At 70.2% G+C, this 22,288-nt stretch carries 24 protein-coding genes and 1 pseudogene; 15 read left to right on the forward strand and 10 right to left on the reverse strand.

The features are described from left to right. Positions 1 to 131 (forward strand): annotated as a pseudogene (locus GAK38_RS19820) (IS481 family transposase); the annotation flags it as partial. Here GAK38_RS19820 and GAK38_RS19825 read toward each other — a convergent pair. The 6 genes from GAK38_RS19825 to GAK38_RS19850 form a co-directional block, all read right to left on the reverse strand. Next, positions 102 to 428: a hypothetical protein gene (locus GAK38_RS19825; protein WP_325346673.1), complete on the reverse strand. Its 327-nt coding sequence runs from the start codon at positions 426 to 428 to the stop codon at positions 102 to 104. The pseudogene GAK38_RS19820 and the gene GAK38_RS19825 overlap by 30 nt on opposite strands. Further along, positions 429 to 629: a major capsid protein gene (locus tag GAK38_RS19830; protein ID WP_325346674.1), complete on the reverse strand. Its 201-nt coding sequence runs from the start codon at positions 627 to 629 to the stop codon at positions 429 to 431. It abuts the gene before it with no gap. A gap of 136 nt (positions 630 to 765) precedes the next feature. Next, a complete protein-coding gene (locus tag GAK38_RS19835; RefSeq protein ID WP_325346675.1) occupies positions 766 to 1,101 on the reverse strand; it encodes a single-stranded DNA-binding protein in 336 nt (111 codons plus the stop codon). 12 nt (positions 1,102 to 1,113) lie between these two features. Next, a complete protein-coding gene (locus GAK38_RS19840) occupies positions 1,114 to 2,298 on the reverse strand; it encodes a phage/plasmid replication protein, II/X family (RefSeq protein ID WP_325346676.1) in 1,185 nt (394 codons plus the stop codon). Between the two features lie 3 nt (positions 2,299 to 2,301). After that, positions 2,302 to 2,565, reverse strand: a complete 264-nt coding sequence (locus tag GAK38_RS19845; RefSeq protein WP_325346677.1) for a hypothetical protein — start codon at positions 2,563 to 2,565, stop codon at positions 2,302 to 2,304. Continuing rightward, a complete protein-coding gene (locus GAK38_RS19850; protein WP_325346678.1) occupies positions 2,562 to 2,834 on the reverse strand; it encodes a hypothetical protein in 273 nt (90 codons plus the stop codon). Before GAK38_RS19850 ends, GAK38_RS19845 begins: the two co-directional genes overlap by 4 nt. Positions 2,835 to 3,316: 482 nt before the next feature. Here GAK38_RS19850 and GAK38_RS19855 point away from each other — a divergent pair, with 482 nt between their 5' ends. From GAK38_RS19855 to GAK38_RS19865, 3 genes are all read left to right on the forward strand, one after another. Beyond that, complete coding sequence (locus GAK38_RS19855) at positions 3,317 to 3,658, forward strand: hypothetical protein (RefSeq protein ID WP_325346679.1); 342 nt, start codon at positions 3,317 to 3,319, stop codon at positions 3,656 to 3,658. An 82-nt stretch (positions 3,659 to 3,740) separates the two neighbouring features. Beyond that, entirely contained in the window at positions 3,741 to 4,148 is a 408-nt protein-coding gene (locus GAK38_RS19860; protein ID WP_325346680.1) for a YchJ family protein, read from the forward strand. Between the two features lie 45 nt (positions 4,149 to 4,193). Further along, positions 4,194 to 4,874 (forward strand): HAD family hydrolase, encoded by a 681-nt coding sequence (locus GAK38_RS19865; RefSeq protein WP_325346681.1) that lies wholly within the window; start codon positions 4,194 to 4,196, stop codon positions 4,872 to 4,874. Positions 4,875 to 5,002: 128 nt separating this feature from the next. Here the strand turns inward: GAK38_RS19865 and GAK38_RS19870 are convergent, their stop codons facing one another. Together GAK38_RS19870 and GAK38_RS19875 are read right to left on the reverse strand one after the other, a co-directional pair. Next, on the reverse strand, positions 5,003 to 6,745 hold the full coding sequence (locus GAK38_RS19870; protein ID WP_325346682.1) for a Na+/H+ antiporter: 1,743 nt from the start codon (positions 6,743 to 6,745) through the stop codon (positions 5,003 to 5,005). 121 nt (positions 6,746 to 6,866) lie between these two features. Next, positions 6,867 to 7,844, reverse strand: coding sequence for an AraC family transcriptional regulator (locus GAK38_RS19875; RefSeq protein WP_325346695.1), 978 nt, complete (start codon positions 7,842 to 7,844; stop codon positions 6,867 to 6,869). A 117-nt stretch (positions 7,845 to 7,961) separates the two neighbouring features. Between GAK38_RS19875 and GAK38_RS19880 the strand changes: the two genes are divergently transcribed. The 10 genes from GAK38_RS19880 to GAK38_RS19925 all read left to right on the forward strand — a co-directional run bounded on the left by GAK38_RS19880 (position 7,962) and on the right by GAK38_RS19925 (position 18,717). Next, the gene (locus GAK38_RS19880; protein ID WP_325346683.1) at positions 7,962 to 9,143 is read left to right on the forward strand and encodes an isovaleryl-CoA dehydrogenase; all 1,182 of its coding nucleotides are present in this window, start codon (positions 7,962 to 7,964) and stop codon (positions 9,141 to 9,143) included. Then, positions 9,140 to 10,810, forward strand: coding sequence for an AMP-binding protein (locus GAK38_RS19885; protein ID WP_325346684.1), 1,671 nt, complete (start codon positions 9,140 to 9,142; stop codon positions 10,808 to 10,810). The genes GAK38_RS19880 and GAK38_RS19885 overlap by 4 nt, the downstream gene beginning before the upstream one ends. After that, a complete protein-coding gene (locus tag GAK38_RS19890; protein WP_325346685.1) occupies positions 10,807 to 12,408 on the forward strand; it encodes a carboxyl transferase domain-containing protein in 1,602 nt (533 codons plus the stop codon). Before GAK38_RS19885 ends, GAK38_RS19890 begins: the two co-directional genes overlap by 4 nt. A 24-nt stretch (positions 12,409 to 12,432) precedes the next feature. Then, positions 12,433 to 13,383 carry a dienelactone hydrolase family protein gene (locus tag GAK38_RS19895; RefSeq protein WP_325346686.1) on the forward strand — a complete coding sequence of 317 codons (951 nt, stop codon included), beginning with the start codon at positions 12,433 to 12,435 and terminating at the stop codon, positions 13,381 to 13,383. Then, a complete protein-coding gene (locus tag GAK38_RS19900; protein ID WP_325346687.1) occupies positions 13,376 to 14,182 on the forward strand; it encodes an enoyl-CoA hydratase/isomerase family protein in 807 nt (268 codons plus the stop codon). The genes GAK38_RS19895 and GAK38_RS19900 overlap by 8 nt, the downstream gene beginning before the upstream one ends. Then, positions 14,175 to 16,283 carry an acetyl/propionyl/methylcrotonyl-CoA carboxylase subunit alpha gene (locus tag GAK38_RS19905; protein WP_325346688.1) on the forward strand — a complete coding sequence of 703 codons (2,109 nt, stop codon included), beginning with the start codon at positions 14,175 to 14,177 and terminating at the stop codon, positions 16,281 to 16,283. The genes GAK38_RS19900 and GAK38_RS19905 overlap by 8 nt, the downstream gene beginning before the upstream one ends. 105 nt (positions 16,284 to 16,388) lie before the next feature. Beyond that, positions 16,389 to 17,300 carry a hydroxymethylglutaryl-CoA lyase gene (locus tag GAK38_RS19910; protein WP_325346689.1) on the forward strand — a complete coding sequence of 304 codons (912 nt, stop codon included), beginning with the start codon at positions 16,389 to 16,391 and terminating at the stop codon, positions 17,298 to 17,300. Positions 17,301 to 17,321: 21 nt separating this feature from the next. Further along, positions 17,322 to 17,828 (forward strand): YbaK/EbsC family protein, encoded by a 507-nt coding sequence (locus tag GAK38_RS19915; RefSeq protein ID WP_325346690.1) that lies wholly within the window; start codon positions 17,322 to 17,324, stop codon positions 17,826 to 17,828. Further along, entirely contained in the window at positions 17,825 to 18,130 is a 306-nt protein-coding gene (locus GAK38_RS19920) for a DUF1289 domain-containing protein (RefSeq protein WP_443089250.1), read from the forward strand. The genes GAK38_RS19915 and GAK38_RS19920 overlap by 4 nt, the downstream gene beginning before the upstream one ends. A gap of 14 nt (positions 18,131 to 18,144) precedes the next feature. Continuing rightward, the gene (locus GAK38_RS19925; protein ID WP_325346691.1) at positions 18,145 to 18,717 is read left to right on the forward strand and encodes a 2-hydroxychromene-2-carboxylate isomerase; all 573 of its coding nucleotides are present in this window, start codon (positions 18,145 to 18,147) and stop codon (positions 18,715 to 18,717) included. Between the two features lie 44 nt (positions 18,718 to 18,761). Here the strand turns inward: GAK38_RS19925 and GAK38_RS19930 are convergent, their stop codons facing one another. Both GAK38_RS19930 and GAK38_RS19935 read right to left on the reverse strand, forming a co-directional pair. After that, on the reverse strand, positions 18,762 to 20,492 hold the full coding sequence (locus tag GAK38_RS19930) for a cation acetate symporter (protein ID WP_325346692.1): 1,731 nt from the start codon (positions 20,490 to 20,492) through the stop codon (positions 18,762 to 18,764). Between the two features lie 3 nt (positions 20,493 to 20,495). Beyond that, a complete protein-coding gene (locus tag GAK38_RS19935; protein WP_325346693.1) occupies positions 20,496 to 20,810 on the reverse strand; it encodes a DUF485 domain-containing protein in 315 nt (104 codons plus the stop codon). Positions 20,811 to 21,170: 360 nt separating this feature from the next. On the opposite strand from GAK38_RS19935, the gene GAK38_RS19940 reads away from it, so the two are divergent. Continuing rightward, the coding region (locus tag GAK38_RS19940) for an MFS transporter (protein ID WP_325346694.1) at positions 21,171 to 22,288 on the forward strand (1,118 nt) is incomplete at its 3' end.

Below are 22,288 nucleotides of genomic sequence, written 5' to 3' on the forward strand. Positions count from 1 at the left end.
TGTACAACCAGCAACTGCCGCAGTCAGCGCTGGGCAGCAAGACGCCCATGCAGGCCATGAAGAACTGGTATCAGACTCACCCGCATCTGTTCCATAAGCGGCTATATGATCGTCCGGGATGCGACACGTAGATGCATAACCGCCGCCGTGGCAATCCAAGCGACCGCGATTCCCCAACCCAGGGAAAGACCATCGGCCCAATCGAGCAGGCCGCAGGGCTCGGGGACCATCTGCACCGTGCTCTGAATGGCCTGGCCGCCGGCGACCGGGTTGAGCCGATACGTGATCGACGAGCTGGTGACTCCAGCCACATCGACCACGTACGCGGCGCCGCCATGCACGACGACCGCGCCGGCCTGGGCCGAGGCGGTGGCCGAAAGTGCTGCGGCTGCATCGCCGTAGCAGGAGGCGCCGACCTGGTAGGCCACTTACTTGGCCGAGCGCAGGAACTTGATGGCGGCGACGGCGATGCTCGCCACAACGAACGAGGTCGCCACGGTGACGCCATCGGCCTGCATGGAGCTGATGGCAGTTGTGATGGCAGCGGGCACTTCGGCGTGCGCAGCTGCACCGGCGGCGACGAGAGCGGCGCCGGCGCCGAACTTCAGGGCTTGCTTGAACTTCTTCATGGAATGGTCCTTCGAATACTGCGGATCGCAGCGGTGAGGCTCGCGCTGGCTGCCTCACCGCTGCGCACTGCGGTTCCGCCTGCCGGCCTATGCGCTCGCGGGAGCTCGCGCTTAGGCCGGCATGCGGGCTGGCGCGCTAAGCTTCTACGGCGTCGAGCGTGAGGTCCACAGGCGTGACCATGGTGATCTCGCCGGTCTCGCGGTCCGTGCTCTTGAAGGGCTTGCGGGTGTACCCACCCAGCGTGGCGATGACGGTGATCTCGTCGCCGCGCTGGCCCAGGGGCGCCTTGCTGCGGACCTCAATGGTCTGCGGCCGGCTGTAGGCGTCCGGCGCCGGCGTCAGGATGCGCGTGTACCGCGTCTGCTCGTGCCGGCGCGTGGCATCGATCCTGCCCTTGATGGCGACCTGCATGAGCTGCACGCGGGCGCGCTCCTGCGGGGGGATCGGGGTGACGGTAGCGGGTGCGTTCATGGCGAAAGGTCCTCAGGCGGCGAGCCGCATCAAATCCCGGCTGACTTGGTACTCGGGCCGATTCCGCGCCGGGAGGTAGCAGAAACGGCGATCCACGCGCATCGGCGTGAAGTCGTGGATGGGGGAGTCGTTGGCAACGATGAACACGTCCGAGCCGCGCCAGCTGACGCCAGCTTCCTCGAGGAGCTTGCGCGAGCGGTAGAACGCGGTCTTGCTGTAGCGCTCGCGGGCCTTTTCGTCGCCGCGCGTTGCCATCACCTGCCAGCAGGCGTGCAGGAAGTGCGCCCGCTTGGGCTCGTAGAGGGACTGGAGGCGCTGCCAGACAGCCTCTTCGGTGCGGACGGTTTCCATGCCTTGCTTCCCTTCTCGGAGTACTCGCTCGATTTCGCTGTCGTGGATGCGCTGCAGGTATTCGTCTGTGAGCTCGGCCGCCGTGGGGCATCGGCCGAAGTCGTACTGCAGCTTGTCTGCGTGGATTTCCACCTCGACACGCAGGCGTCGATCGGCAAGGCGCTGGAGGGCGCGGACCTTGCGTTCGACGCGCTCGTGGTTCTGCGTGTCGGTGCCGTAGAGGTGGCTGAACAGGATGCGGAAGAAGCGCTTGAGCCGCCCCGCGTCGTGGACCTGGAATTCCGGGCCCTTGTGATAGAACTTGACCGTGGTGGTCTTGCCGGGGAAGTAGACCGAGTTGGCGGTCTTCATGGCCTTCTTGCCGCGGCGCGGGAAGGACAGCAGCTGCATCGACTCGAAGAACTGCTTGATGCTGGGCTTGGTCAGGTCGAACACGTTGGCGACGTCCACCCGGTGCACGGTCCAATGGTCGGCCGCGGGCAGATCGGTCTGCAGCAGCATCTCGACCAGGGCCACCAGGTCGCGCGCAGCCTGGAGGAAGACGGTCGGGCCGCCGTAGACGTTGTGGCCGAGCTGGACCTTGTGCACGCTGGCTTCGACCAGCAGGTAAGGCTCGCACGGGTGCATCTGCACGCGGCCCATCTTGTCGGCCACGTGCTCTTCGCGCATGGGCTTAATGCTGATCCGCGAGTCCCAGGAGCCGAGCAGTTCGCCGGCGTGGAGCTCGTAGAGGACCTCGCCGGTACCCAGGTGCATGCCGCTGCGCAGGATGCATTGCTGCTCGATGCGGCGCACCAGCGAGTCGTCCATGTAAGGGCTGCGGAGCTTGATCGTGTCGTATGCCAAGGCTCATGCCCCCAACGTGCGACTTTTCCCGAATCCGGGACTGTCAGGCGGTGCTACCACGCCCGCCTGACAAAAACCGGCCCCGTGGCGAGCAGCAGAATCGGCGACTTCGTCGCACCCACGACCGATGACGAATGCAGCCTGCATGCGCAGGTTGAACTCGAGGTCGAACAGCAGCTTGTCGGCAGCTGGTGAGCGGCGTGGGCGCTCCAGCAGGTCGAGGACGAAGAACTTCATGCGCAGGAGGGTCAGGGCGGAATCGCTCATGCTCGGGCCTCCCCAGGTTGGGGAATGAGCAGGTCACGGTGACCGTAGCGCGCTGCGGCCGCATCCATCCAGCCCTGTGTGGCGCGGGCAAAGTAGTCGGGGCAGATGCCGCCGCTGGTGACTTCGAGCTGGTGCTTGGTGCATGCCGAACGCGGGGCAATCACCGGGCTATCGTGCCTGGTGATCTCGAAGAACTTGCAGTTGCGGCAGCCAGAGCGTTGGCCTGGGGTTTGGTAGCCGACGGCGGCGTGAAGAGCGACGAGCCTCATGCGCGGAAACCGTTCGCTTCGGCCCACTCTGCCATCCGAGCTTTGTCGGCGGCTGCACGCTGCTCGGCGAAGCGCTTGAAGAGCTCCGCATGCTCATCGCCGCCAACAGGAACGACACGCTGCCGATACTTCCGACGGTGAGGCGCCAAGTCGCGCTCCAGGCCTGCGCCGCTTGGGCCGCTGATGCGGGTGTCCTCCCCCTGCCGGGCGCCAGCTGGAGCCTGGAAGCAGGCCAGCGCCTGGATGGCAGGGGAAGGACGAACAGACCAGAAATCGCGGTGGCCACACGACGTGCATGCGGGCTCCGCGAATCCTGTGGGGGTCAGCTGCTGCACCAGGCCGCAGTGAGCGCATTCCCCAAGGCGGGGAGAGGTCGAAGAAAAGGGCATTCCAGGCTCCATGGAACAATTGACACTTATTGCTAAGATGTACATCGATGTAAAAGTGTACATCAATGTAAAACTTTTGCAAAAGGAGTCGCCATGCCCATGCCCGATCTGCGCAAAACCATCGAACTTGCCGCAGCCAAAGTGGGTAGCCAGCGCGCGCTAGCAAAGCTCCTGGGCGATCAGGATTCGACAATCAGCGCGTTCAAGAAGGGGCGACCGTGCAGCTATCAGAAGCACGCCCAGATCGCCGCAGTTGCAGGGTTAAAGGACCGCGCGGTGCGAATCCTTATGGCGGGAATGGCCGAGTCACTCAGCGACGACATCGAGCACGAAGCAGCGGCAAAAGTTGGCTTGGTTGCGATGCTCAATGCACTACCACCGAGCACAGACGATGTTGATGCAGCGCGCACTGGCCGAGTAGGCAATGGATCCTGATTCAACGCGCATGGGCGGCATGAGCGCCGCCCGGCCGCCCGCAGGCGCGCGCACCGCAGCGCGCGAGCGCGAAGGTACTCCAATGAGCGCAGCGCCTTGCCCCTGCGGCCGCACGGCCGGCAGGAACAGGCCCCTCGCGTTCGACGCCTGCTGCGGCCGCTATATCGGCCACTACGGCGACACGCCGGCGCCCGATGCCGAGAGCCTCATGCGCTCGCGCTACAGCGCCTTCGTGCGCGAGGACGGACCTTATCTGCTCGCCACCTGGCATCCGAGCCGGCGGCCTGCACGCATCGACTTCGACGGCGGCACGCGCTGGCTTGGCCTGGACGTGCGCGATGCGCCACCGGCCACGGGCGAGCGGGCCGAAGTCGAGTTCGTCGCCCGCCAGCGCGACGCCGGCGGCCGGGCTCACCGGCTGCACGAACGCAGCCGCTTCGTGCGCGAGGACGGACGTTGGTACTATGTGGACGGCGACCTGCAGCCCTAGCGGCTGCGGGTCTTGTTTTTTGCCGATTCCCGCGAGTGTGATCCCATGCGATTCGATGCAGTGCTGTTCGACTGCGACGGCGTCCTCGTGGACTCCGAACCCCTCACCAACGGCGTGCTGCGCGACATGCTCGAAGAGCGCGGCTGGAACCTCACGCGGGAGGAGTGCATGCGCATCTTCGTCGGCAAGGCCGTGCGCGACGAGGCCGCGCTGATCGAGCGCCACACCGGCCAGCCGGTCACGCAGGAATGGCTGCAGCGCTTCTGGGAGCGGCGCAACATCGTGCTGCAGGCCGCGCTGCAGGCGATCCCGCAGGCAGTCGATGCGGTGCGCGCGATCCACGCGGGCCTGGACGGGCGCATCGCCTGCGCATCCGGTGCCGACCGCCGCAAGGTGGAGCTGCAGCTGCACAAGGTCGGCCTCTACGACCTGTTCGCCGGCCGCGTCTTCAGCGGCCATGAGATGCCGCGCTCCAAGCCCGCGCCCGACGTGTACCTGGCCGCGGCCGCCGCGCTGGGCGTGCCGCCCGCGCGCTGCGCGGTGGTCGAGGACACGGTCACCGGCGCCGCCGCCGGCCTGGCCGCGGGCGCGACCGTGTTCGGCTACAGCCCCGGCGGCGAGGGCCACAGCGGCGCGCAGGCGTTGCGCGACGCGGGTGTGCACCACCTCTTCACCGACATGGCGCAGCTGCCCGGCCTGCTGGGGCTGGCGGCCCTCGCGCTCTAGACCGGTCCGCTGCTGCCGCTGCGACATCGGGCGCGAGGACGGCAAGCTGGTCGCCGGCACCGACAGCGCCGTGATGACGCTGCGAGGCCGGTTCTCCGCTCGCGGCGCGGAGGCCGCCCCGCCGCGCGCTATGGGTCGTCGTCCTGCCGGGGCTGCGCCGCGCGGCCCGCGCCGCGCGCTGCAGCCTCGCGCGCCACGGCCAGCCGGCGGCGCGTGGTCACTTCCGACAGGTCCAGCTCGCGCACCAGGCTGCGCAGCGATGCGTCGTTGATGCGGTGGGCGTGCCGCTCGATGTACAGCGCCTCGCGTTCCACCCGCAGTCCCTGCAGACGCAGCTCCAGCTCGGCCACGTAGCGCTGGCGGCGCTGCTGGACCTGGTCCGGCGCATCGGCCTCGGCCTCCGGCGTGCGGTTGTCGATCTCGTCGTCGAGCAGGTCGATGCGCTTGCGGTAGTCCTGGATCAGCCGGCCGGCCACTTCCTGGCGCTGCGCCAGCCACTGGGCGTCGTGCGACGCGGCCTCGTCCTGGCCGATGGCCAGGCTGGCGATGGCGGCGCGGCAGGCGGCCAGCCGGGCATGGCGCTCCTCGCGCGCCGATGCGGGCTCGCCGGCCGGCGGCAGGCGGCGCAGGATCAGCGGCAGGCCCATGCTGGCCAGCAGCAGCGTGGTCAGGATCACGCCCATGGCCAGGAAGATCACCAGCTCGCGCTGCGGGAACGCATCGCCGTTGCCCAGCACCAGCGGGATCGACAGCGCGCCCGCGAGCGTGACCGCGCCGCGGATGCCCGCCAACGTGGTCGCCAGCGTGAGCAGCAGCGTCGGCCGCTCGATCAGCCGGCCGGCGCGGTGGGCGCGCTGGAGGCTGCCCTGCACGCCGATCAGCAGCCAGATCCAGCGCAGCGCCAGCAGCGCCGCGGTGATCGCGAGCACCCAGGCGGCCAGCGTCCAGCCGGCATGGCCGGCGTCCTTCAGCGTCTGCCCGATGATGGAAGGCAGCTGCAGCCCCAGCAGCAGGAAGATCGCGCCGTTGAAGGCCGACTCCACCATCGTCCAGGTGCCCTCGGTCTGCATGCGCTCGGCCACGAACTCGCTGCGATCCAGGTCGGCGAAGTTGGTGGTGATGCCCGCAGCCACCGCCGCGAGGATGCCCGAGACCCCGATGCGCTCGCCCACGATGTAGGCCGCGAAAGGCAGCAGCACCAGCAGCAGCACCATCTGCGTGGCGGCCACGTCGCCCACGCGGCGGGTGACGGCGTCGCGCCCGCGGGCGAAGCCCCAGCCGATCAGCGCGCCGATGCCGATGCCGCCGACGGCGATCCAGACGAAGTCGCGCGCCACCGCCTGCCAAGAGAACACGCCGGTCAGCGTGGCTGCGATGGCGAATTTCAGCGCCACCAGGCCCGAGGCGTCGTTGAGCAGCGACTCGCCTTCGAGCATGTGCATGGTCTTGCCCAGCATGCCGAGGTTGCGGGTGATGGCCGACACCGCCACCGCATCGGTGGGCGCCAGCGCGGCCGCCAGCGCGAAGGCCACGGTCAGCGGCATCTCCGGGATCATCCAGTGCACCAGCCAGCCCAGGCCGACCACGGTGAACAGCACCAGGCCCAGCGCCAGCCGCAGGATCGGCCGCGCCAGCGCGAAGAACTCCCGCTTCGGAATCCGCCAGCCGTCGGCGAACAGCAGCGGCGGGATGAACAGCAGCAAAAAAAGGTTGGGATCGAACGCGATGTGCAGCCCCTGCTGCGGCCACGACAGCAGGCCGCCGAGCGCGATCTGGATGAGGGGGAGGGGAATGCCGCGCACGTAGCGGGCGGCGATGCCGGTCAGTGCGCCGAGCATCAGGACCAGGAGGACGGTTTCGACGGTGTGCATGCGGCCGCCAGAATACCAACCGCCGGCGCGGCCCGTCTTGCGCCAGAGGGCAGCCCGGCGGTGGGCCTGCATACTCCTGGGGTTGGCGGCCCAGAGCGACTATAAAACGGGTAGAGACGGCCTATACCCCTCCATCGCGGAACGCGCCAGGTGCGATGCCGGTCCAGCCGCGGAAGGCCCGGGCGAAGCTCTTCTCGTTGCGGAAGCCGGTGGCCTGCGCGATCTGCTTGAGCGGCCGCCGCGTGTGGCGCAGCAGTGCCTCGGCCTGGGCGCGGCGGGCCTCGTCCTTCAGCGTCTGGAGCGACGCGCCCTCGTCCTTGAGCTGCCGGTGCAGCGTGCGCACCGACAGGTTCAGCCGCTGCGCCACTGACTCTGCGGTGGCTGGTGCACTGTCCTCGCGCAGCAGCGCGCGCACCCGCGCCACCAGCAGCCGGTCGCGCCGGTACTGGCGCACCGTGAGCGGCAGGGCGCGCTGCAGCATCGCGCGCATCGCGGACTCGTCGCGCACCAGCGGCAGCGCGAGATAGGCGATGTCGAGGGTATAGCCCGTTTGTTCTTGATCGAAGAGCGCAGTGCCAGGGAACAGCAGGGGGTATACATCGGCATGCGGCGGCGCCGCGAACGGGAAGGCGACTTGCCGCAGCGCGATGCGCGAATCCACGGCCCAGCAGGCGAAACCGTGCACGTAGCGCAGCAGCGTGACCAGGCAGAACTCGCGGAATCCGCCCAGGTCCCGCCGCTCCTCGATGCGCAGCGTGGCCGTGCCGCCGGCCGCCTCCAGGTGCAGCAGCACGTCGTCGGTCAGCAGCCGGTGGTGGCGGCACCAGCGCTTGAGCGCGATGCCCAGCGTCGGTGCGGTGATCGAGGCGCGGCAGAGCATGCCGTAGCTGCCCCAGGGCAGGCGCCGCGCGAACCAGCCGAGCGCTTCGTCGTCGAGCTGCTGCATCGCGCAGCCCGACAGCGCCTCGAACTGCGCGGCGGTCACGCGCGCATCGGCCCGCGCCACCTGCGCTGGCGCAATGCGTGCCTGCGCCAGTGCGGCCGACGGGTCGGCGCCGGCGCGCTCGTATGCGCGCACGATGGCCTGGACGAAGGCCATCGGCGTGGCGGCGATCGGACTGGAGGTGGCGGCAGAAGGTGGCACGATTTGCAACCATTGTGGCCGCAAATGCGCACCGGCCGGGTTTAGGCTGGCGAAAAACAGGAGACACGCCGCATGACCGCCATCCACCTGCCGGGCCTCGATTTCGGCCTGGGCGACACCATCGACGCGCTGCGCGCCGCGGTGCAGGACTTCGCCGCCGCCGAGATCGCGCCGCGCGCTGCGGAGATCGACCGCGACAACCAGTTCCCGCCCGACCTCTGGGCCAAGCTCGGCGCCCTCGGCCTGCACGGCATGACCGTGGCCGAGGACTACGGCGGCACGCAGCTCGGCTACCTCGCGCACATCGTGGCGCTGGAGGAGGTCTCGCGCGCCTCCGCCTCGGTGGGCCTCTCGTACGGCGCGCACAGCAACCTCTGCGTCAACCAGATCCACCGCAACGGCTCGGCCGCGCAGAAAGTCAAATACCTGCCCCAGCTGGTCAGCGGCGAGCACGTGGGCGCGCTCGCGATGAGCGAGCCGGGCGCCGGCAGCGACGTGGTCGGCATGCAGCTGCGCGCCGACAGGAAGGGCGACCGCTACGTGCTCAACGGCTCCAAGATGTGGATCACCAACGGCGGCGACGCCGACGTGCTGGTGATCTACGCCAAGACCGACCCGGCCGCCGGTGCGCGCGGCATGACGGCCTTCATCGTCGAGAAGGGCTTCAAGGGCTTCAGCGCCGGCAGCAAGCTCGACAAGCTCGGCATGCGCGGCAGCAACACCTGGCCGCTGTACTTCGACAACGTCGAGGTGCCCGCGGAGAACGTGCTCGGCGGCGAGGGCAACGGCGCGAAGGTGCTCATGAGCGGCCTCGACTACGAGCGCGCCGTGCTCTGCGGCGGCCCGCTCGGCATCATGGCCGCGGCGATGGACACGGTCGTGCCCTATGTGCACGAGCGCCGGCAGTTCGGCCGGGCGATCGGCGAGTTCCAGCTCATGCAGGGAAAGCTGGCCGACATGTACGGCACCTGGCAGGCCACGCGCGCCTACGTCTACGCCGTGGGCCAGGCGGCGGACCGGCAGGACCATGCGCGCGGCTTCCGCAAGGACGCGGCCGGCGCCATCCTCTACGCGGCCGAAAAGGCCACCTGGCTCGCCGGCGAGGCGATCCAGGCGCTCGGCGGCGTCGGCTACACGAAGGAGTTCCCGGTCGAGCGGCTCTGGCGCGACGCCAAGCTCTACGAGATCGGCGCCGGCACGAGCGAGATCCGCCGCATGTTGATCGGCCGCGAGCTGTTCCAGGAAACCGCATGACCGACAGCTACGCCCGCGGCGCCGCCGAGCCGCCGCTGATCGAACAGACCCTCGGCGACTTCTTCGATGCGATGGTGGCGCGCCAGCCGGGGCGCGACGCGCTCGTGAGCCGCCACGAAGGCCGGCGCCTGAGCTACCGCGCGCTCCAGGCCGAATCCAGCCGCCTCGCCAGCGCCCTGCTGCGCGCGGGGCTTGCGCCGGGCGACCGCATCGGCATCTGGTCGCACAACAACACGGCCTGCATGCTCATGCAGATCGCCACGGCCAAGGCCGGGCTCATCCTGGTGAACATCAACCCGGCGTACCGCACGGCCGAGGTAGAGTACGCGCTGAACAAGGTCGGCTGCAGGGCGCTGGTCGCCATGCCGCGCTTCAAGACCAGCGACTACCTGGCGATGCTGCGCGAACTCGGCGCGGCGAAGCTGCCGCAGCTGGAGCGCGTCTGGTGGATCGACCGGCCCGGCGATGCCGACGAGCCGGCGTTCGACATCCCGCTCGACCGCTTCTCGGCACTGCTGGCCACCGGCGACGCGGCGGACCCGCGCGTGGCCCGGGTGCAGGCCGGCCTGCGTGCGGCCGACCCGATCAACATCCAGTTCACCAGCGGCACCACCGGCTTCCCGAAGGGCGCCACGCTCACCCACCGCAATATCCTCAACAACGGCTTCTTCGTCGGCGAATGCATGCGCCTTTCGCCCGAGGACCGCCTGTGCATCCCGGTGCCGATGTACCACTGCTTCGGCATGGTGCTCGGCAGCCTGGCCTGCCTCACGCACGGCAGCGCCATCGTCTTTCCCAGCGACGGCTTCGACGCGCTCGCCGTGCTGGAGACGGTGCAGGCCGAGCGCTGCACCGCGCTGCACGGCGTGCCGACGATGTTCATTGCCGAGCTGGACCATCCGCGCTTCGCCGAGTTCGACCTGTCCACGCTGCGCACCGGCATCATGGCCGGCACCGCCTGTCCGATCGAGGTGATGCGCCGCGTGGTCGAGCGCATGCACCTGGCCGAGATCACGATCGCCTACGGCATGACCGAGACCAGCCCGGTCAGCTGCCAGAGCAGCGCCGGCACACCGCTCGAAAAGCGCGTGACTACCGTCGGCACCGTGCAGCCGCACCTGGAAGTCAAGATCGTCGATGCCGAGACCGGCGCCACCGTGCCGCGCGGCGCGGCCGGCGAGCTCTGCACCCGCGGCTATTCGGTCATGCACGGCTACTGGGACGACGAGGCCAAGACCCGCGAGGCCATCGACGCCGACGGCTGGATGCACACCGGCGACCTCGCCACGATGGACGCCGAGGGCTATGTCAACATCGTCGGCCGCATCAAGGACATGGTGATCCGCGGCGGCGAGAACGTCTACCCGCGCGAGATCGAGGAATTCCTCTACCGCCACCCGAAGATCCAGGACGTGCAGGTCGTCGGCGTGCCCGACCGCAAGTACGGCGAGGAACTCTGCGCCTGGATCGTGCCCAAGCCCGGCCAGACGCTCGCCGAGGACGAGGTGCGTGCCTTCTGCCAGGGCCGCATCGCCCACTACAAGGTGCCCAAATACATCCGTTTCGTCGATGCCTTCCCGATGACGGTGACCGGCAAGATCCAGAAGTTCAGGATCCGCGAGGCGATGCGCGCGCAGCTCGGGCTCGATGAGGAAAAGACCGCATGAGCGTGATTGAAAGCAAACTGAACCCGCGCAGCGCGGACTTCCAGACCAATGCCCGGGCCATGCAGCAGTTGGTCGATGACCTGCGCGCCCGGTTCGCCCGGGTGGAGCAGGGCGGCGGCGAGGCTGCGCGCGCCAAGCACGTCGCGCGCGGCAAGCTGCTGCCGCGCGAGCGCGTGAACCAGCTGCTCGACCCCGGCACGCCGTTCCTCGAACTGAGCCCGCTGGCCGCGCATGGCATGTACGGCGACGCCGCGCCGGGCGCCGGCATCGTCACCGGCATCGGCCGCGTCAGCGGAGTCGACTGCGTGATCGTCTGCAACGACGCCACGGTCAAGGGCGGCACCTACTTTCCGCTCACGGTGAAGAAGCACCTGCGCGCGCAGGAGATCGCGCGCGAGAACCGGCTGCCCTGCATCTACCTCGTCGATTCGGGCGGCGCCAACCTGCCCAACCAGGACGAGGTCTTCCCCGACCGCGACCACTTCGGCCGCATCTTCTACAACCAGGCCACCCTGAGCGCCCAGGGCATCGCGCAGATCGCGGTCGTCATGGGCTCGTGCACGGCCGGCGGCGCCTACGTGCCGGCCATGAGCGACGAGGCCATCATCGTCAAGGAGCAGGGCACCATCTTCCTCGGCGGTCCGCCCTTGGTGAAGGCCGCTACCGGCGAGGTCGTGAGCGCCGAAGACCTCGGCGGCGGCGACGTGCACACGCGCCTCTCAGGCGTGGCCGACCACCTCGCGCAGGACGACTGGCATGCGCTCGCGCTCGCGCGCCGCGCCGTCGCCCACCTGCACCGCGCGCAGCCCCCGCAGCCCGACGCCGCCGAGCCGCCGCGCCACGCGGCCGAGGAGCTCTACGGCGTGATCCCGACCGACACGCGCAAGCCGTTCGACGTGCGCGAGATCATTGCGCGCATCGTCGACGGCTCGGCCTTCGACGAGTTCAAGGCCCGCTTCGGCAGCACGCTGGTCTGCGGCTTCGCGCGGATCGAGGGCATGCCGGTGGGCATCGTCGCCAACAACGGCATCCTGTTCTCCGAATCGGCCGTCAAGGGCGCGCACTTCATCGAGCTCTGCTGCCAGCGCAGGATCCCGCTGGTCTTTTTGCAGAACATCACCGGCTTCATGGTCGGCCGCAAGGCCGAGAACGAGGGCATCGCGCGCCACGGCGCCAAGCTGGTCACGGCCGTGGCCTGCGCCGCGGTGCCGAAGTGCACCGTCATCATCGGCGGCAGCTTCGGCGCCGGCAACTACGGCATGTGCGGCCGCGCGTTCTCGCCGCGCTTCCTCTGGATGTGGCCCAACGCGCGCATCAGCGTCATGGGCGGCGAGCAGGCCGCGAGCGTGCTGGCCACTGTGCGGCGCGACGGCATCGAGGCCCGGGGCGGGCAGTGGAGCGCCGAGGAGGAAGAGAGTTTCAAGGCCCCGCTGCGCGCCCAGTATGAGGAACAGGGCCATCCGTACTACGCCACCGCGCGGCTCTGGGACGACGGCGTGATCGACCCGGCCGACACGCGGCGCGTGCTCGCGCTCGGGCTCGCGGCGGCGCGCAACGCGCCGGTGCCGCAGACTACATTCGGCGTGTTCCGCATGTAGTCCACTTTTTCGCCGGAGGTTGCGATGTCCGTGTTCCCTCGTATTCGGTTGCCGTGGGTCGGTTCGGTGGTGTTGCTGGGAGCCGCGTTCGCGCTGTCCGGGCCGGCGCGGGCCGCCGTCACCGAGGAGCAGTTCGACCTGCCGGTCGAGGTGATCGACGGCTACGGCAAGCGCATCGCGCAGCCGATCCGCGTGACCGTCTTCTCGGACCCGGCCAACCCCCGGCCCGCGCCGGTGCTGGTGCTCGGCCACGGCCGCGCCGCCGAAGCGCAGGACCGCGCGAACTTCGGCCGCGGGCGCTTCACCGTCGCCTCGCGCTTCTTCGTGCAGCGCGGCTTCATCGTCGCCGTGCCCACACGCATCGGCTATGGCGTGAGCGGCGGCGAGGACGTGGAAGACTCCGGCCGCTGCGACGACCGCCGCTACGGCCCGCCCTATGCCGCGGCGGCGCAGCAGCTGCTGCAGACGCTCACGGCCGTGCGCCGCCGGCCGGACGCGGCGCAGGACCGCGCGGTGCTCCTGGGCCAGTCGTTCGGCGGCGCGGCGGTGCTCGGCGCCGCGGCGCTGCATCCGCCGGGCGTGCAGGCGGTGATCAACTTCGCCGGCGGCGGCGGCGGCAATCCCAAGACATCGCCGGGGCGGCCGTGCTCGCCGCAGCGCATGGAGCGGCTGCTGGCCAGCTACGGCCAGGAGGTGCGCGTGCCCTCGCTCTGGCTCTATGCCGAGAACGACCAGTACTGGGGGCCGGCACTGCCGCACGCATGGTTCGACGCCTACCGGGCCGCCGGCGGCCGGGCCGAGTTCGTGCAGTTCCCGCCGCAGGGCGAGGACGGCCACTCCACGTTCGCCCGCTTTCCGCAGACCTGGCAGCCGGTCGTCGGCGCCTGGCTCGATCGCATCGGCTTTGCGGCGCCCGCGGGCGGCCGCACGGCTGCGCCCCCACCCCGCTCCGAGGAACCCGCTGCCCATGAATAGCCCGTCCGCCCTGCGCATCGACACGCCCGCGCCCGGCATCGCCCGCGTCACCCTCGCGCGCCCCGCGGTGCGCAACGCCTTCGACGACACGCTGATCGCCGAGATCGACGGCGCCTTCCGCACGCTCGGCGCGCGCAGCGACCTGCGGGCCATCGTGCTCGCGGCCGACGGCCCGGCCTTCTGCGCCGGGGCGGACCTCCACTGGATGCGCCGCATGGCCGGCTACACGCGCGAGGAGAACCTCGCCGATGCCGGCGCCCTCGCGCGCATGCTGCGCACCATCGACCGCTGCCCCCTGCCCACGGTCGCGCGCGTGCAGGGCGATGTATACGCCGGGGGGGTAGGGCTGGTAGCTGCCTGCGATACTGCGGTAGCGGTGGATACCGCCAACTTCTGCCTCAGCGAAGTGCGCATCGGCCTGGTGCCGGCGACGATCAGCCCCTACGTGATCCAGGCGATGGGCCGGCGCGCGGCGCAGCGTTATTTCGTGACGGCCGAGCGCTTCCCGGCCGCCGAGGCGCATCGCATCGGCCTCGTGCACGAGGTGGTCGGCTCCGAGTCGCTCGACGACACGGTCGACGGCATCGTGCGTGCGCTGGCCGGCGCCGGGCCGGCGGCGGTCCGGGCGGCCAAGCGGCTTGTGGACGAGGTGGCCGGCCGGCCGGTGGACGATGCGCTCATCGCCCGCACGGTCGCGGGCATCGCCGACATCCGGGCGAGCGACGAAGGGCGCGAAGGCGTGCAGGCGTTCCTGCAGAAACGCAAGCCTTCCTGGCTGGCCGGAGCGGCGGATGTTTGACAAGATCCTCATCGCCAACCGGGGAGAGATCGCCTGCCGCGTCGCCGCCACCGCGCGCCGGCTCGCGGTGCGCACCGTGGCCGTGTATTCCGAGGCCGATGCCGACGCGGCCCACGTCGCGGCCTGCGACGAGGCCGTGGCCCTCGGCGGCAGTGCGCCCAAGGACAGCTACCTGCAGTGGCAGCGCATCCTCGAGGCGGCCCGGGCCACCGGTGCGCAGGCGGTGCACCCGGGCTACGGCTTCCTGAGCGAGAACGAGGACTTCGCCCGCGCCTGCGCCGAGGCCGGCCTGGTCTTCATCGGCCCGCCGCCCGCGGCGATCCGCGCGATGGGGCTCAAGGCCGAATCGAAGCGCCTGATGGAGCAGGCCGGCGTGCCGCTGGTGCCGGGCTACCACGGCGCCGACCAGGACGACGCGCTGCTCGCGCGCGAGGCCGGCCGCATCGGCTATCCGGTGCTCATCAAGGCCAGCGCCGGCGGCGGCGGCAAGGGCATGCGCATCGTCGAGAAGCCGGAGGACTTCGCCGCCGCGCTGGCCTCGTGCCGGCGCGAGGCGAGCAACAGCTTCGGCAACGACGCGGTGCTGGTCGAGAAGTACGTGCAGCGTCCGCGCCATATCGAGATGCAGGTCTTCGGCGACACGCAGGGCCGCGTGGTCCACCTGTTCGAGCGCGACTGCTCGGTGCAGCGCCGCTACCAGAAGGTGCTGGAGGAGGCGCCCGCGCCCGGGCTGCCGGACGACCTGCGCGAGCGCATGGGCGCGGCGGCCATTGCGGCGGCGCGCGCCGTGGGCTACGTGGGCGCGGGCACGGTGGAGTTCATCGTCGAGCAGCCCGGCGGCTATCTCCTGGAAGGAGCAGATGCGGGTTTCGCAGCCGAGCCGCCCCAAGGCGAAACGCGGCCCCCTCGGGGGGCAGGGAGCGGCACGCAGTGCGCGACCGTGGGGGCCAGGTTCTACTTCATGGAAATGAACACGCGGCTGCAGGTGGAGCATCCGGTGACCGAGGCCATCACCGGGCTGGACCTGGTCGAATGGCAGCTGCGCGTCGCTTCGGGCGAGCCGCTGCCGCTGGCCCAGGCCGACCTGCGCATCGACGGCCATGCGATCGAGGCCCGCATCTGCGCCGAGAACCCCGACAACCAGTTCCTGCCGACCACCGGCACGCTGCAGGTCTACCGCACGCCGGCCGCGAGCGCCTTCGCGCGCAGCCCGCACGGCGTGCGCATCGACGGCGGCGTGCGCGAGGGCGACGCGGTCACGCCGTTCTACGACCCGATGATCGCCAAGCTCATCGTGCACGGCGCCACCCGCGCCGAGGCGCTGGCGCGGCTCGACGCGGCGCTGGCGGCCACGCGCATCGCCGGGCTGGCGACCAACGTCGCCTTCCTGCGCCGCATCGTGGCCAGCCCCTCGTTCGCCCCAGCGCGGCTCGATACCGCGCTGATCGAGCGCGAGCGCGCCGCGCTGTTCGGCCATGACGCCGTCGGCCTGCCGCTGGCGGCCGCGGCGGCCGTGGCCCACCGGGTCGAGGCCGAGCGCGCGCAGCAGCAGGGCGCCGGCCCGTTCGGCCGCCGCGACGGCTGGCGCGGCCTGGGCCTGGCCACGCGCCGCTTCGACTTCCTCTGGCACGACCAGCCGGCCCGGGCCGTGCTCACCTACGGACGCGCCGGCGCGCTGCGCCTGGCCGTGGGCGATGGTGCCGACGAGCCGCTGCAATGGCGCAGCACGGCCGGCGGCTTGGACCTGCACCTCGGCCCGCAGCGGGTGCAGGCCGAGGTGCATGCGCTGGGCGACGCGCTGCACGTGTTCACGCCGGCCGGCAGCGCCCGCATCGATCTGCAGGACCGCCTCGCCCATGCGGGCGACGCCCCGGCCGAAGGCGGCCGCCTCACGGCGCCGATGCCGGGCAAGGTCGTCTCGTTCGCGGTGCGCGCCGGCGACACGGTCGCGCGCGGACAGCCGCTGGCGGTCATGGAGGCGATGAAGATGGAGCACACCATCGCCGCGCCGGCCGACGGCGTGGTCGAGGAACTGCTCCACGCGCCCGGCGACCAGGTGGCCGAAGGCGCGGAGCTGCTGCGGCTGGCTGCGGCGGCATGAATGATCGAGAGTCCTGGGTATACGGCTGTAGCGGACAACTGGTGGCCGCTGCTGAGGTATGATCCTGGGTGTATATGATGAGCCAGTGAAGCCGGGAGTGCCCCCATGAGCCGCTATCCCTCTCGCGTCCAGATCGTCGACGTCGGCCCGCGCGACGGGCTGCAAAACGAGAAGCAGCCGGTGCCCGCCGCCGTCAAGATCGCGCTGGTCGCCAGGCTCGAAGCCGCCGGCCTGCGCCGCATCGAGGCCACGAGCTTCGTCAGCCCCAGGTGGGTGCCGCAGATGGCCGACGCGGCCGAAGTCATGACCGGCATCGTGCGGCGCGACGACGTGGTCTATTCGGTGCTCGTGCCCAACCTGCGCGGCTTCGAATCGGCGCTGCCGCACCGACCCGACGAGATCGTCGTCTTCGGCGCGGCCAGCGAGGCGTTCAGTCAGAAGAACATCAACTGCTCCATCGCCGAGAGCATCGAGCGCTTCGCGCCCGTGGTCGAGGCCGCGCGCGCCGCGGGCATCCACGTGCGCGGCGCGATCTCGTGCAGCGTCGGCTGTCCCTATGAAGGCGACATCCCGCCCGCGCGGGTCGAACTGGTCGCGCGCCTCATGAAGGCCATCGGCGTGCAGCACGTCGGCGTGGCCGACACCATCGGCGTGGGCACGCCGATCAAGACCCAGCGCGCGCTGGAGGCTGCGCTCAGGCACTACTCCATCGACGACGTGTCGGGCCATTACCACGACACCTACGGCCAGGCGCTGGCCAACACGCTGGCCGCGCTGGAACTGGGCGTCTGGCAGTTCGACGCCTCGGTCGCGGGCCTCGGCGGCTGCCCCTATGCCAAGGGCGCCACCGGCAACGTGGCGACCGAGGACGTGGTCTACCTGCTGCACGGCATGGGCATCGAGACCGGCATCGATCTGGACCGGCTGATCGATGCGGGCGTGTACATCAGCGATCATCTGGGCCGGCCGACGCAATCCCGCGTGGCCAAGGCCATCCTCAACCAGAGGGTCGGCTAGACGAGGCGAAGGAGTTGAACGATGTGCGGTGCCGAATTGCGCCCCCTGCCCGACGGCGTGCAGCGCGTGGCCGCGCTGCTGCAGGCGCACGGCCATGCCGACCTGCCGCAGATGCTCGACGGCGCCGCGCGCACCGCGCAGCAGGCGGCCGATGCGCTCGGCGTGGCCGTGGGGCAGATCGCCAAGAGCGTGGTCTTCCGCCGCACCGCCGACGATGCGCCGGTGCTCGTGGTCGCTGCCGGCGACCGCCGCGTGGACGAAGCCAAGGTGGCGGCGCTGGTCGGCGGCATCGCCCGGGCCGACGCGGCCTTCGTGAAGGGGCGCACCGGCTTCTCCATCGGCGGCGTGGCGCCCATCGGCCATGCGCTGCCCCCGGTCGCGCTGATCGACTGCAGCCTGCTGCGCTTCGACGAGATTTGGGCGGCCGCCGGCCATCCGCATGCGGTGTTCCGCCTGCGCCCGCAGGACCTGACGGGGCTGACCGGTGCGCCGGTGGCCGACGTGGTGACCGAAGGAGGCTGCCCGTGAGCCGCGACGCGCCGCTGAAGGAACCCCGCGCGCCGTACTCGCCGGCGCCGGCCTTGCTGGAACGCATGCGCCTGCTCGACGAGGGCGGCTACTTCGACGCGGCATACGACGACGGCCCGCCGTCGCCCTGCATCTCGGTCTGCCGCATGGATGCCGGGCGCCGCTTCTGCGAAGGCTGCCTGCGCAGCATCGACGAGATCCGCGCCTGGTCGCGCAGCGACGCCGCCGGCCGCCGCGCGATCTGGGCCCGCATCGCCGCACGCGCCGGTGCCGAGGTGCCGGCGCTGGCCACGGCCGGGTGAGACGCAGGCACGCCATGCGCCACATCGACGTCTATCTGGACTTCGTTTCGCCCTATGCCTACCTGGCGTTCGAGCGGCTGCCGCATGCGCTCGAAGGCCTGAGCCACACGGTGACCTACCGGCCGGTGCTGCTCGGCGGGCTGCTCAAGCACCACGGCAACCAGGCGCCGGCCGAGGTGCCGGCCAAGCGCGCCTGGGTCTACCGGCAGACGCAGTGGCTTGCGCGGCACCACGGCATCGCGTTCGACCCGCCGGCCGTGCACCCGTTCCCGCCGCTGCCACTGCTGCGCCTGGCGCTGGCCTGCGCGGGTGACGGCACGGCCAACCGCTTCGTCGCCGGCACCGTGCTGCGCCACGTCTGGACCGGCGGCGACGACCCCAACGATGCGCAGCGGCTGGCCGGACTGGCCGCCAAACTCGCGCCCCGGCTGGACCCGGCCGGCGCCGAGGTCAAGGCGCTGCTGCGCGCCAACACCGATGCGGCGGCCGCGCGCGGCGTGTTCGGCGTGCCATCGTTCGTGGTGGAGGGCGAGGCGCCGATCTGGGGGCTCGACGCGCTGCCCATGCTGCGCGATGCGCTGAAATGAAGGGGGCCGCCCGCCCGGGGGCGGCCCTTCCTGCTGCGCCGGCCTCAGTGCCCCGACGCACCGGCCGCGCCCAGGCCGGTCTCCGAGCGCACCTGCTGCGCGTCGAAAGCGGCGCGCTCCCGCGCGGCCCGCGGGCTGCGGTCGAGGACCGAGAACAGCCAGACGCCCACGAAGCCGATGGTCATCGAGAACAGCGCCGGCGAGGTGTACGGGAACAGCGCGCTGCCCGGCGGGTTGCCCAACGTGGCCTCCCAGACCGGCGGCGACACGATGGTCAGCGCCACCGACGAGGCCAGCCCGAGGAAGCCACCGATCACCGCGCCGCGCGTCGTCGTGTCCTTCCACAGCACCGACAGGAAAAGCACCGGGAAGTTGGCCGATGCGGCCACGGCGAATGCGAGCGACACCATGAACGCGATGTTCTGCTTCTCGAAAGCGATGCCCAGCAGCACCGCGACGACGCCCAGCGCCAGCGTGGTCACGCGCGACACCTTGAGTTCGGCGGCGCTGTCGGCCTTGCCTTTCTTGAACACCGTGGCGTAGAGGTCGTGCGACACGGCCGACGCGCCCGACAGCGTCAGCCCCGCGACCACGGCCAGGATGGTGGCGAAGGCCACGGCCGAGATGAAGCCGAAGAACACGTCGCCGCCCACGGCCTTGGCCACCAGCACCGCGGCCATGTTGGCCGTGCCCGCACCGCCCTTGATGACGCCCTTGGTCACGTCGGAGCACTCGGGGTTGGTCAGCACCAGCGTGATCGCGCCGAAGCCGATGATGAAGATCAGCAGGTAGAAGTAGCCGATCCAGGTCGTGGCCCAGAACACGCTCTTGCGCGCCTCCTTCGCATCCGGCACGGTGAAGAAGCGCATCAGGATGTGCGGCAGCCCGGCCGTGCCGAACATCAGCGCGATGCCGAAGCTGATCGCCGAGACCGGATCCTTCACGAAGCCGCCCGGGCCCATGATCGACAGGCCGGTGCGCACGGCTTCTTCCGGCGGCTGGCCGGCGTTGCCGGCGATGGCGGTGCGCACCTCTACGGCCCTGGCGAACAGCGCCTCGGGGCTGAAGTGGAACTGCGCCAGCACCGCAAAGGCCATGAAGGTCACGCCGGCGAGCAGCAGCACGGCCTTGATGATCTGCACCCAGGTCGTGGCCGTCATGCCGCCGAACAGCACGTAGATCATCATCAGCGCGCCCACCAGCACCACCGCGATCCAGTAGTCCAGCCCGAACAGCAGCTTGATGAGCTGGCCCGCGCCGACCATCTGCGCGATCAGGTAGAAGGCCACGACCACCAGCGTGCCCGAGGCCGCGAAGGCGCGGATCGGCGCCTGCGCGAAGCGGTAGCCGGCCACGTCGGCGAAGGTGAACTTGCCGAGGTTGCGCAGCCGCTCGGCCATCAGGAAGGTGATGATCGGCCAGCCGACCAGGAAGCCGATGGAGTAGATCAACCCGTCGTAGCCGGTGGCCATCACGGCCGCCGAGATGCCGAGGAACGACGCGGCCGACATGAAGTCCCCGGCGATCGCCAGGCCGTTCTGGAAGCCGGTGATGCCGCCGCCGGCGGTGTAGAAGTCCGAGGCCGAGCGGGTCCGGGCCGCGGCCCACTTGGTGATCCAGAGCGTGGCCGCGACGAAGCCGGCGAACAGCACGATGGCCGTCCAGTTGGTGGCCTGCTTGGCGGCCTGGCCGACGTCGCCGCCGGCGGCCCGCGCGGGCGCCGCCGCCAGCGTGCAAAGCAGCAGGGCGGTGGGGAATGCGTGGAGTCGTTTCATCGATTATTTCTTCTGCGATGCGTCGCTCAGGATGTCGCGGGTGAGCGCGTCGAATTCGCCGTTGGCGCGGCGCACGTAGATGCCGGTCACGATGACCGTGAAGACGATCACGCCCAGGCCGATGGGAATGCCCAGCGTGGTCACGCCGCCGCCGATGGGCTGGGCCAGGAAGGGCTTGTCGAACGCGATCAGCGCGATGTAGCCGTAGTACACGACCAGCATGGCCAGCGTGAGCCACAGGCTCAAGCCGTTGCGCCTGCGGCGCAGTTCGCGGTACTTGGGATGTCTCTGGATGGTCTCGGCCACGGGGTCACTCATGGATCTGTTTCCTGTGAAGTTGGACGCCGTGCGGCGCCGGGCGCGGGTTCTGGAAACGCGGACTGACCAAGCCCTTACGCACGAAAGGGGCAGGCCCGCGGCCCAGCCGCATCGTCGGAAGGATCCTGGGACTTTCCCGAAGGGGACGCTCCGCGACCGCAGCCGATATTCCGCATGGAGAAAGCCGATGCTGGGGTAACTACCAGGACTTGCGGGTTTCCACCCGCCCGCGGGCGCACGGGCGCCCGCGGCCGTGGAAACGGGCGAGATGCCTGTCAGATTGCGGTCAGCCCCTGGCCGGAGAGTGCATGCCGGACGCCGGATCCGGTGCCCCAGACTGACAATCGAGGAGAGACAAACATGGCAATCAATGCCGCTTCCCGGCCCCTGGGCCGCCCGGCCGAGCCCCGGCCGATGACCGGCGAGGAGAAGAAGGTCATCTTCGCCTCGTCACTCGGCACCGTGTTCGAGTGGTACGACTTCTACCTCTACGGCTCGCTCGCGGCGATCATCGCCAAGCAGTTCTTCAGCGGGCTCGATCCGGCCGCCGCCTTCATCTTCGCGCTGCTCGCCTTTGCCGCCGGCTTCATCGTGCGGCCGTTCGGCGCGCTGGTGTTCGGCCGGCTCGGCGACATGATCGGCCGCAAGTACACCTTCCTGGTCACGATCCTGATCATGGGCCTGTCGACCTTCATCGTCGGCATCCTGCCCAACTACGCCAGCATCGGCGTGGCCGCGCCGGTCATCCTGATCGCGCTGCGCATGCTCCAGGGCCTGGCGCTCGGCGGCGAGTACGGCGGCGCGGCCACCTACGTGGCCGAGCATGCGCCGCACGGCAAGCGCGGCGCGTATACCGCCTGGATCCAGACCACGGCCACGCTCGGCCTGTTCCTGAGCCTGATCGTGATCCTCGGCACCCGCACCTTCACGGGCGAGGAAGCCTTCGCCGCCTGGGGCTGGCGCATTCCGTTCGCCGTGTCGATCCTGCTGCTGGCCGTCTCGGTGTGGATCCGCCTGACGCTGTCGGAGTCGCCGGCCTTCCAGAAGATGAAGGCCGAAGGCAAGACCTCCAAGGCGCCGCTGGCCGAGTCGTTCGGCCAGTGGAAGAACCTCAAGATCGTGATCCTGGCGCTCGTCGGCCTGACCGCCGGCCAGGCCGTGGTCTGGTACACCGGCCAGTTCTACTCGCTGTTCTTCCTGACGCAGCAGCTCAAGGTCGATCCGGTCGCGGCCAACCTGTGCATCGCTGCCGCGCTGCTGCTGGGCACGCCGTTCTTCGTGATCTTCGGCTCGCTGTCCGACCGCATCGGCCGCAAGCCGATCATCCTGGCCGGCTGCCTGCTGGCCGCCGTCACCTACTTCCCGGTGTTCAAGGCGCTGACCGAGGCCGCCAACCCCGATCTTGCCGCCGCACAGAAGAACTCCCAGGTCACGGTCGCGGCCGACCCGGCGCAGTGCTCGTTCCAGGGCAACCCGGT

It is taken from the genome of Xylophilus sp. (assembly GCA_009914555.1).
Lineage (GTDB): Bacteria > Pseudomonadota > Gammaproteobacteria > Burkholderiales > Burkholderiaceae_C > WNDY01.

Coding starts and splice junctions, on each gene's coding strand:
- GAK38_RS19830 (WP_325346674.1), bottom strand. CDS start 629: ATGAAGAAGTTCAAGCAAGCCCTGAAGTTCGGCGCCGGCGCCGCTCTC.
- GAK38_RS19835 (WP_325346675.1), bottom strand. CDS start 1,101: ATGAACGCACCCGCTACCGTCACCCCGATCCCCCCGCAGGAGCGCGCC.
- GAK38_RS19845 (WP_325346677.1), bottom strand. CDS start 2,565: ATGAGCGATTCCGCCCTGACCCTCCTGCGCATGAAGTTCTTCGTCCTC.
- GAK38_RS19850 (WP_325346678.1), bottom strand. CDS start 2,834: ATGAGGCTCGTCGCTCTTCACGCCGCCGTCGGCTACCAAACCCCAGGC.
- GAK38_RS19855 (WP_325346679.1), top strand. CDS start 3,317: ATGCCCATGCCCGATCTGCGCAAAACCATCGAACTTGCCGCAGCCAAA.
- GAK38_RS19860 (WP_325346680.1), top strand. CDS start 3,741: ATGAGCGCAGCGCCTTGCCCCTGCGGCCGCACGGCCGGCAGGAACAGG.
- GAK38_RS19865 (WP_325346681.1), top strand. CDS start 4,194: ATGCGATTCGATGCAGTGCTGTTCGACTGCGACGGCGTCCTCGTGGAC.
- GAK38_RS19870 (WP_325346682.1), bottom strand. CDS start 6,745: ATGCACACCGTCGAAACCGTCCTCCTGGTCCTGATGCTCGGCGCACTG.
- GAK38_RS19875 (WP_325346695.1), bottom strand. CDS start 7,844: ATGGCCTTCGTCCAGGCCATCGTGCGCGCATACGAGCGCGCCGGCGCC.
- GAK38_RS19880 (WP_325346683.1), top strand. CDS start 7,962: ATGACCGCCATCCACCTGCCGGGCCTCGATTTCGGCCTGGGCGACACC.
- GAK38_RS19885 (WP_325346684.1), top strand. CDS start 9,140: ATGACCGACAGCTACGCCCGCGGCGCCGCCGAGCCGCCGCTGATCGAA.
- GAK38_RS19890 (WP_325346685.1), top strand. CDS start 10,807: ATGAGCGTGATTGAAAGCAAACTGAACCCGCGCAGCGCGGACTTCCAG.
- GAK38_RS19895 (WP_325346686.1), top strand. CDS start 12,433: ATGTCCGTGTTCCCTCGTATTCGGTTGCCGTGGGTCGGTTCGGTGGTG.
- GAK38_RS19900 (WP_325346687.1), top strand. CDS start 13,376: ATGAATAGCCCGTCCGCCCTGCGCATCGACACGCCCGCGCCCGGCATC.
- GAK38_RS19905 (WP_325346688.1), top strand. CDS start 14,175: ATGTTTGACAAGATCCTCATCGCCAACCGGGGAGAGATCGCCTGCCGC.
- GAK38_RS19910 (WP_325346689.1), top strand. CDS start 16,389: ATGAGCCGCTATCCCTCTCGCGTCCAGATCGTCGACGTCGGCCCGCGC.
- GAK38_RS19915 (WP_325346690.1), top strand. CDS start 17,322: ATGTGCGGTGCCGAATTGCGCCCCCTGCCCGACGGCGTGCAGCGCGTG.
- GAK38_RS19925 (WP_325346691.1), top strand. CDS start 18,145: ATGCGCCACATCGACGTCTATCTGGACTTCGTTTCGCCCTATGCCTAC.
- GAK38_RS19930 (WP_325346692.1), bottom strand. CDS start 20,492: ATGAAACGACTCCACGCATTCCCCACCGCCCTGCTGCTTTGCACGCTG.
- GAK38_RS19935 (WP_325346693.1), bottom strand. CDS start 20,810: ATGAGTGACCCCGTGGCCGAGACCATCCAGAGACATCCCAAGTACCGC.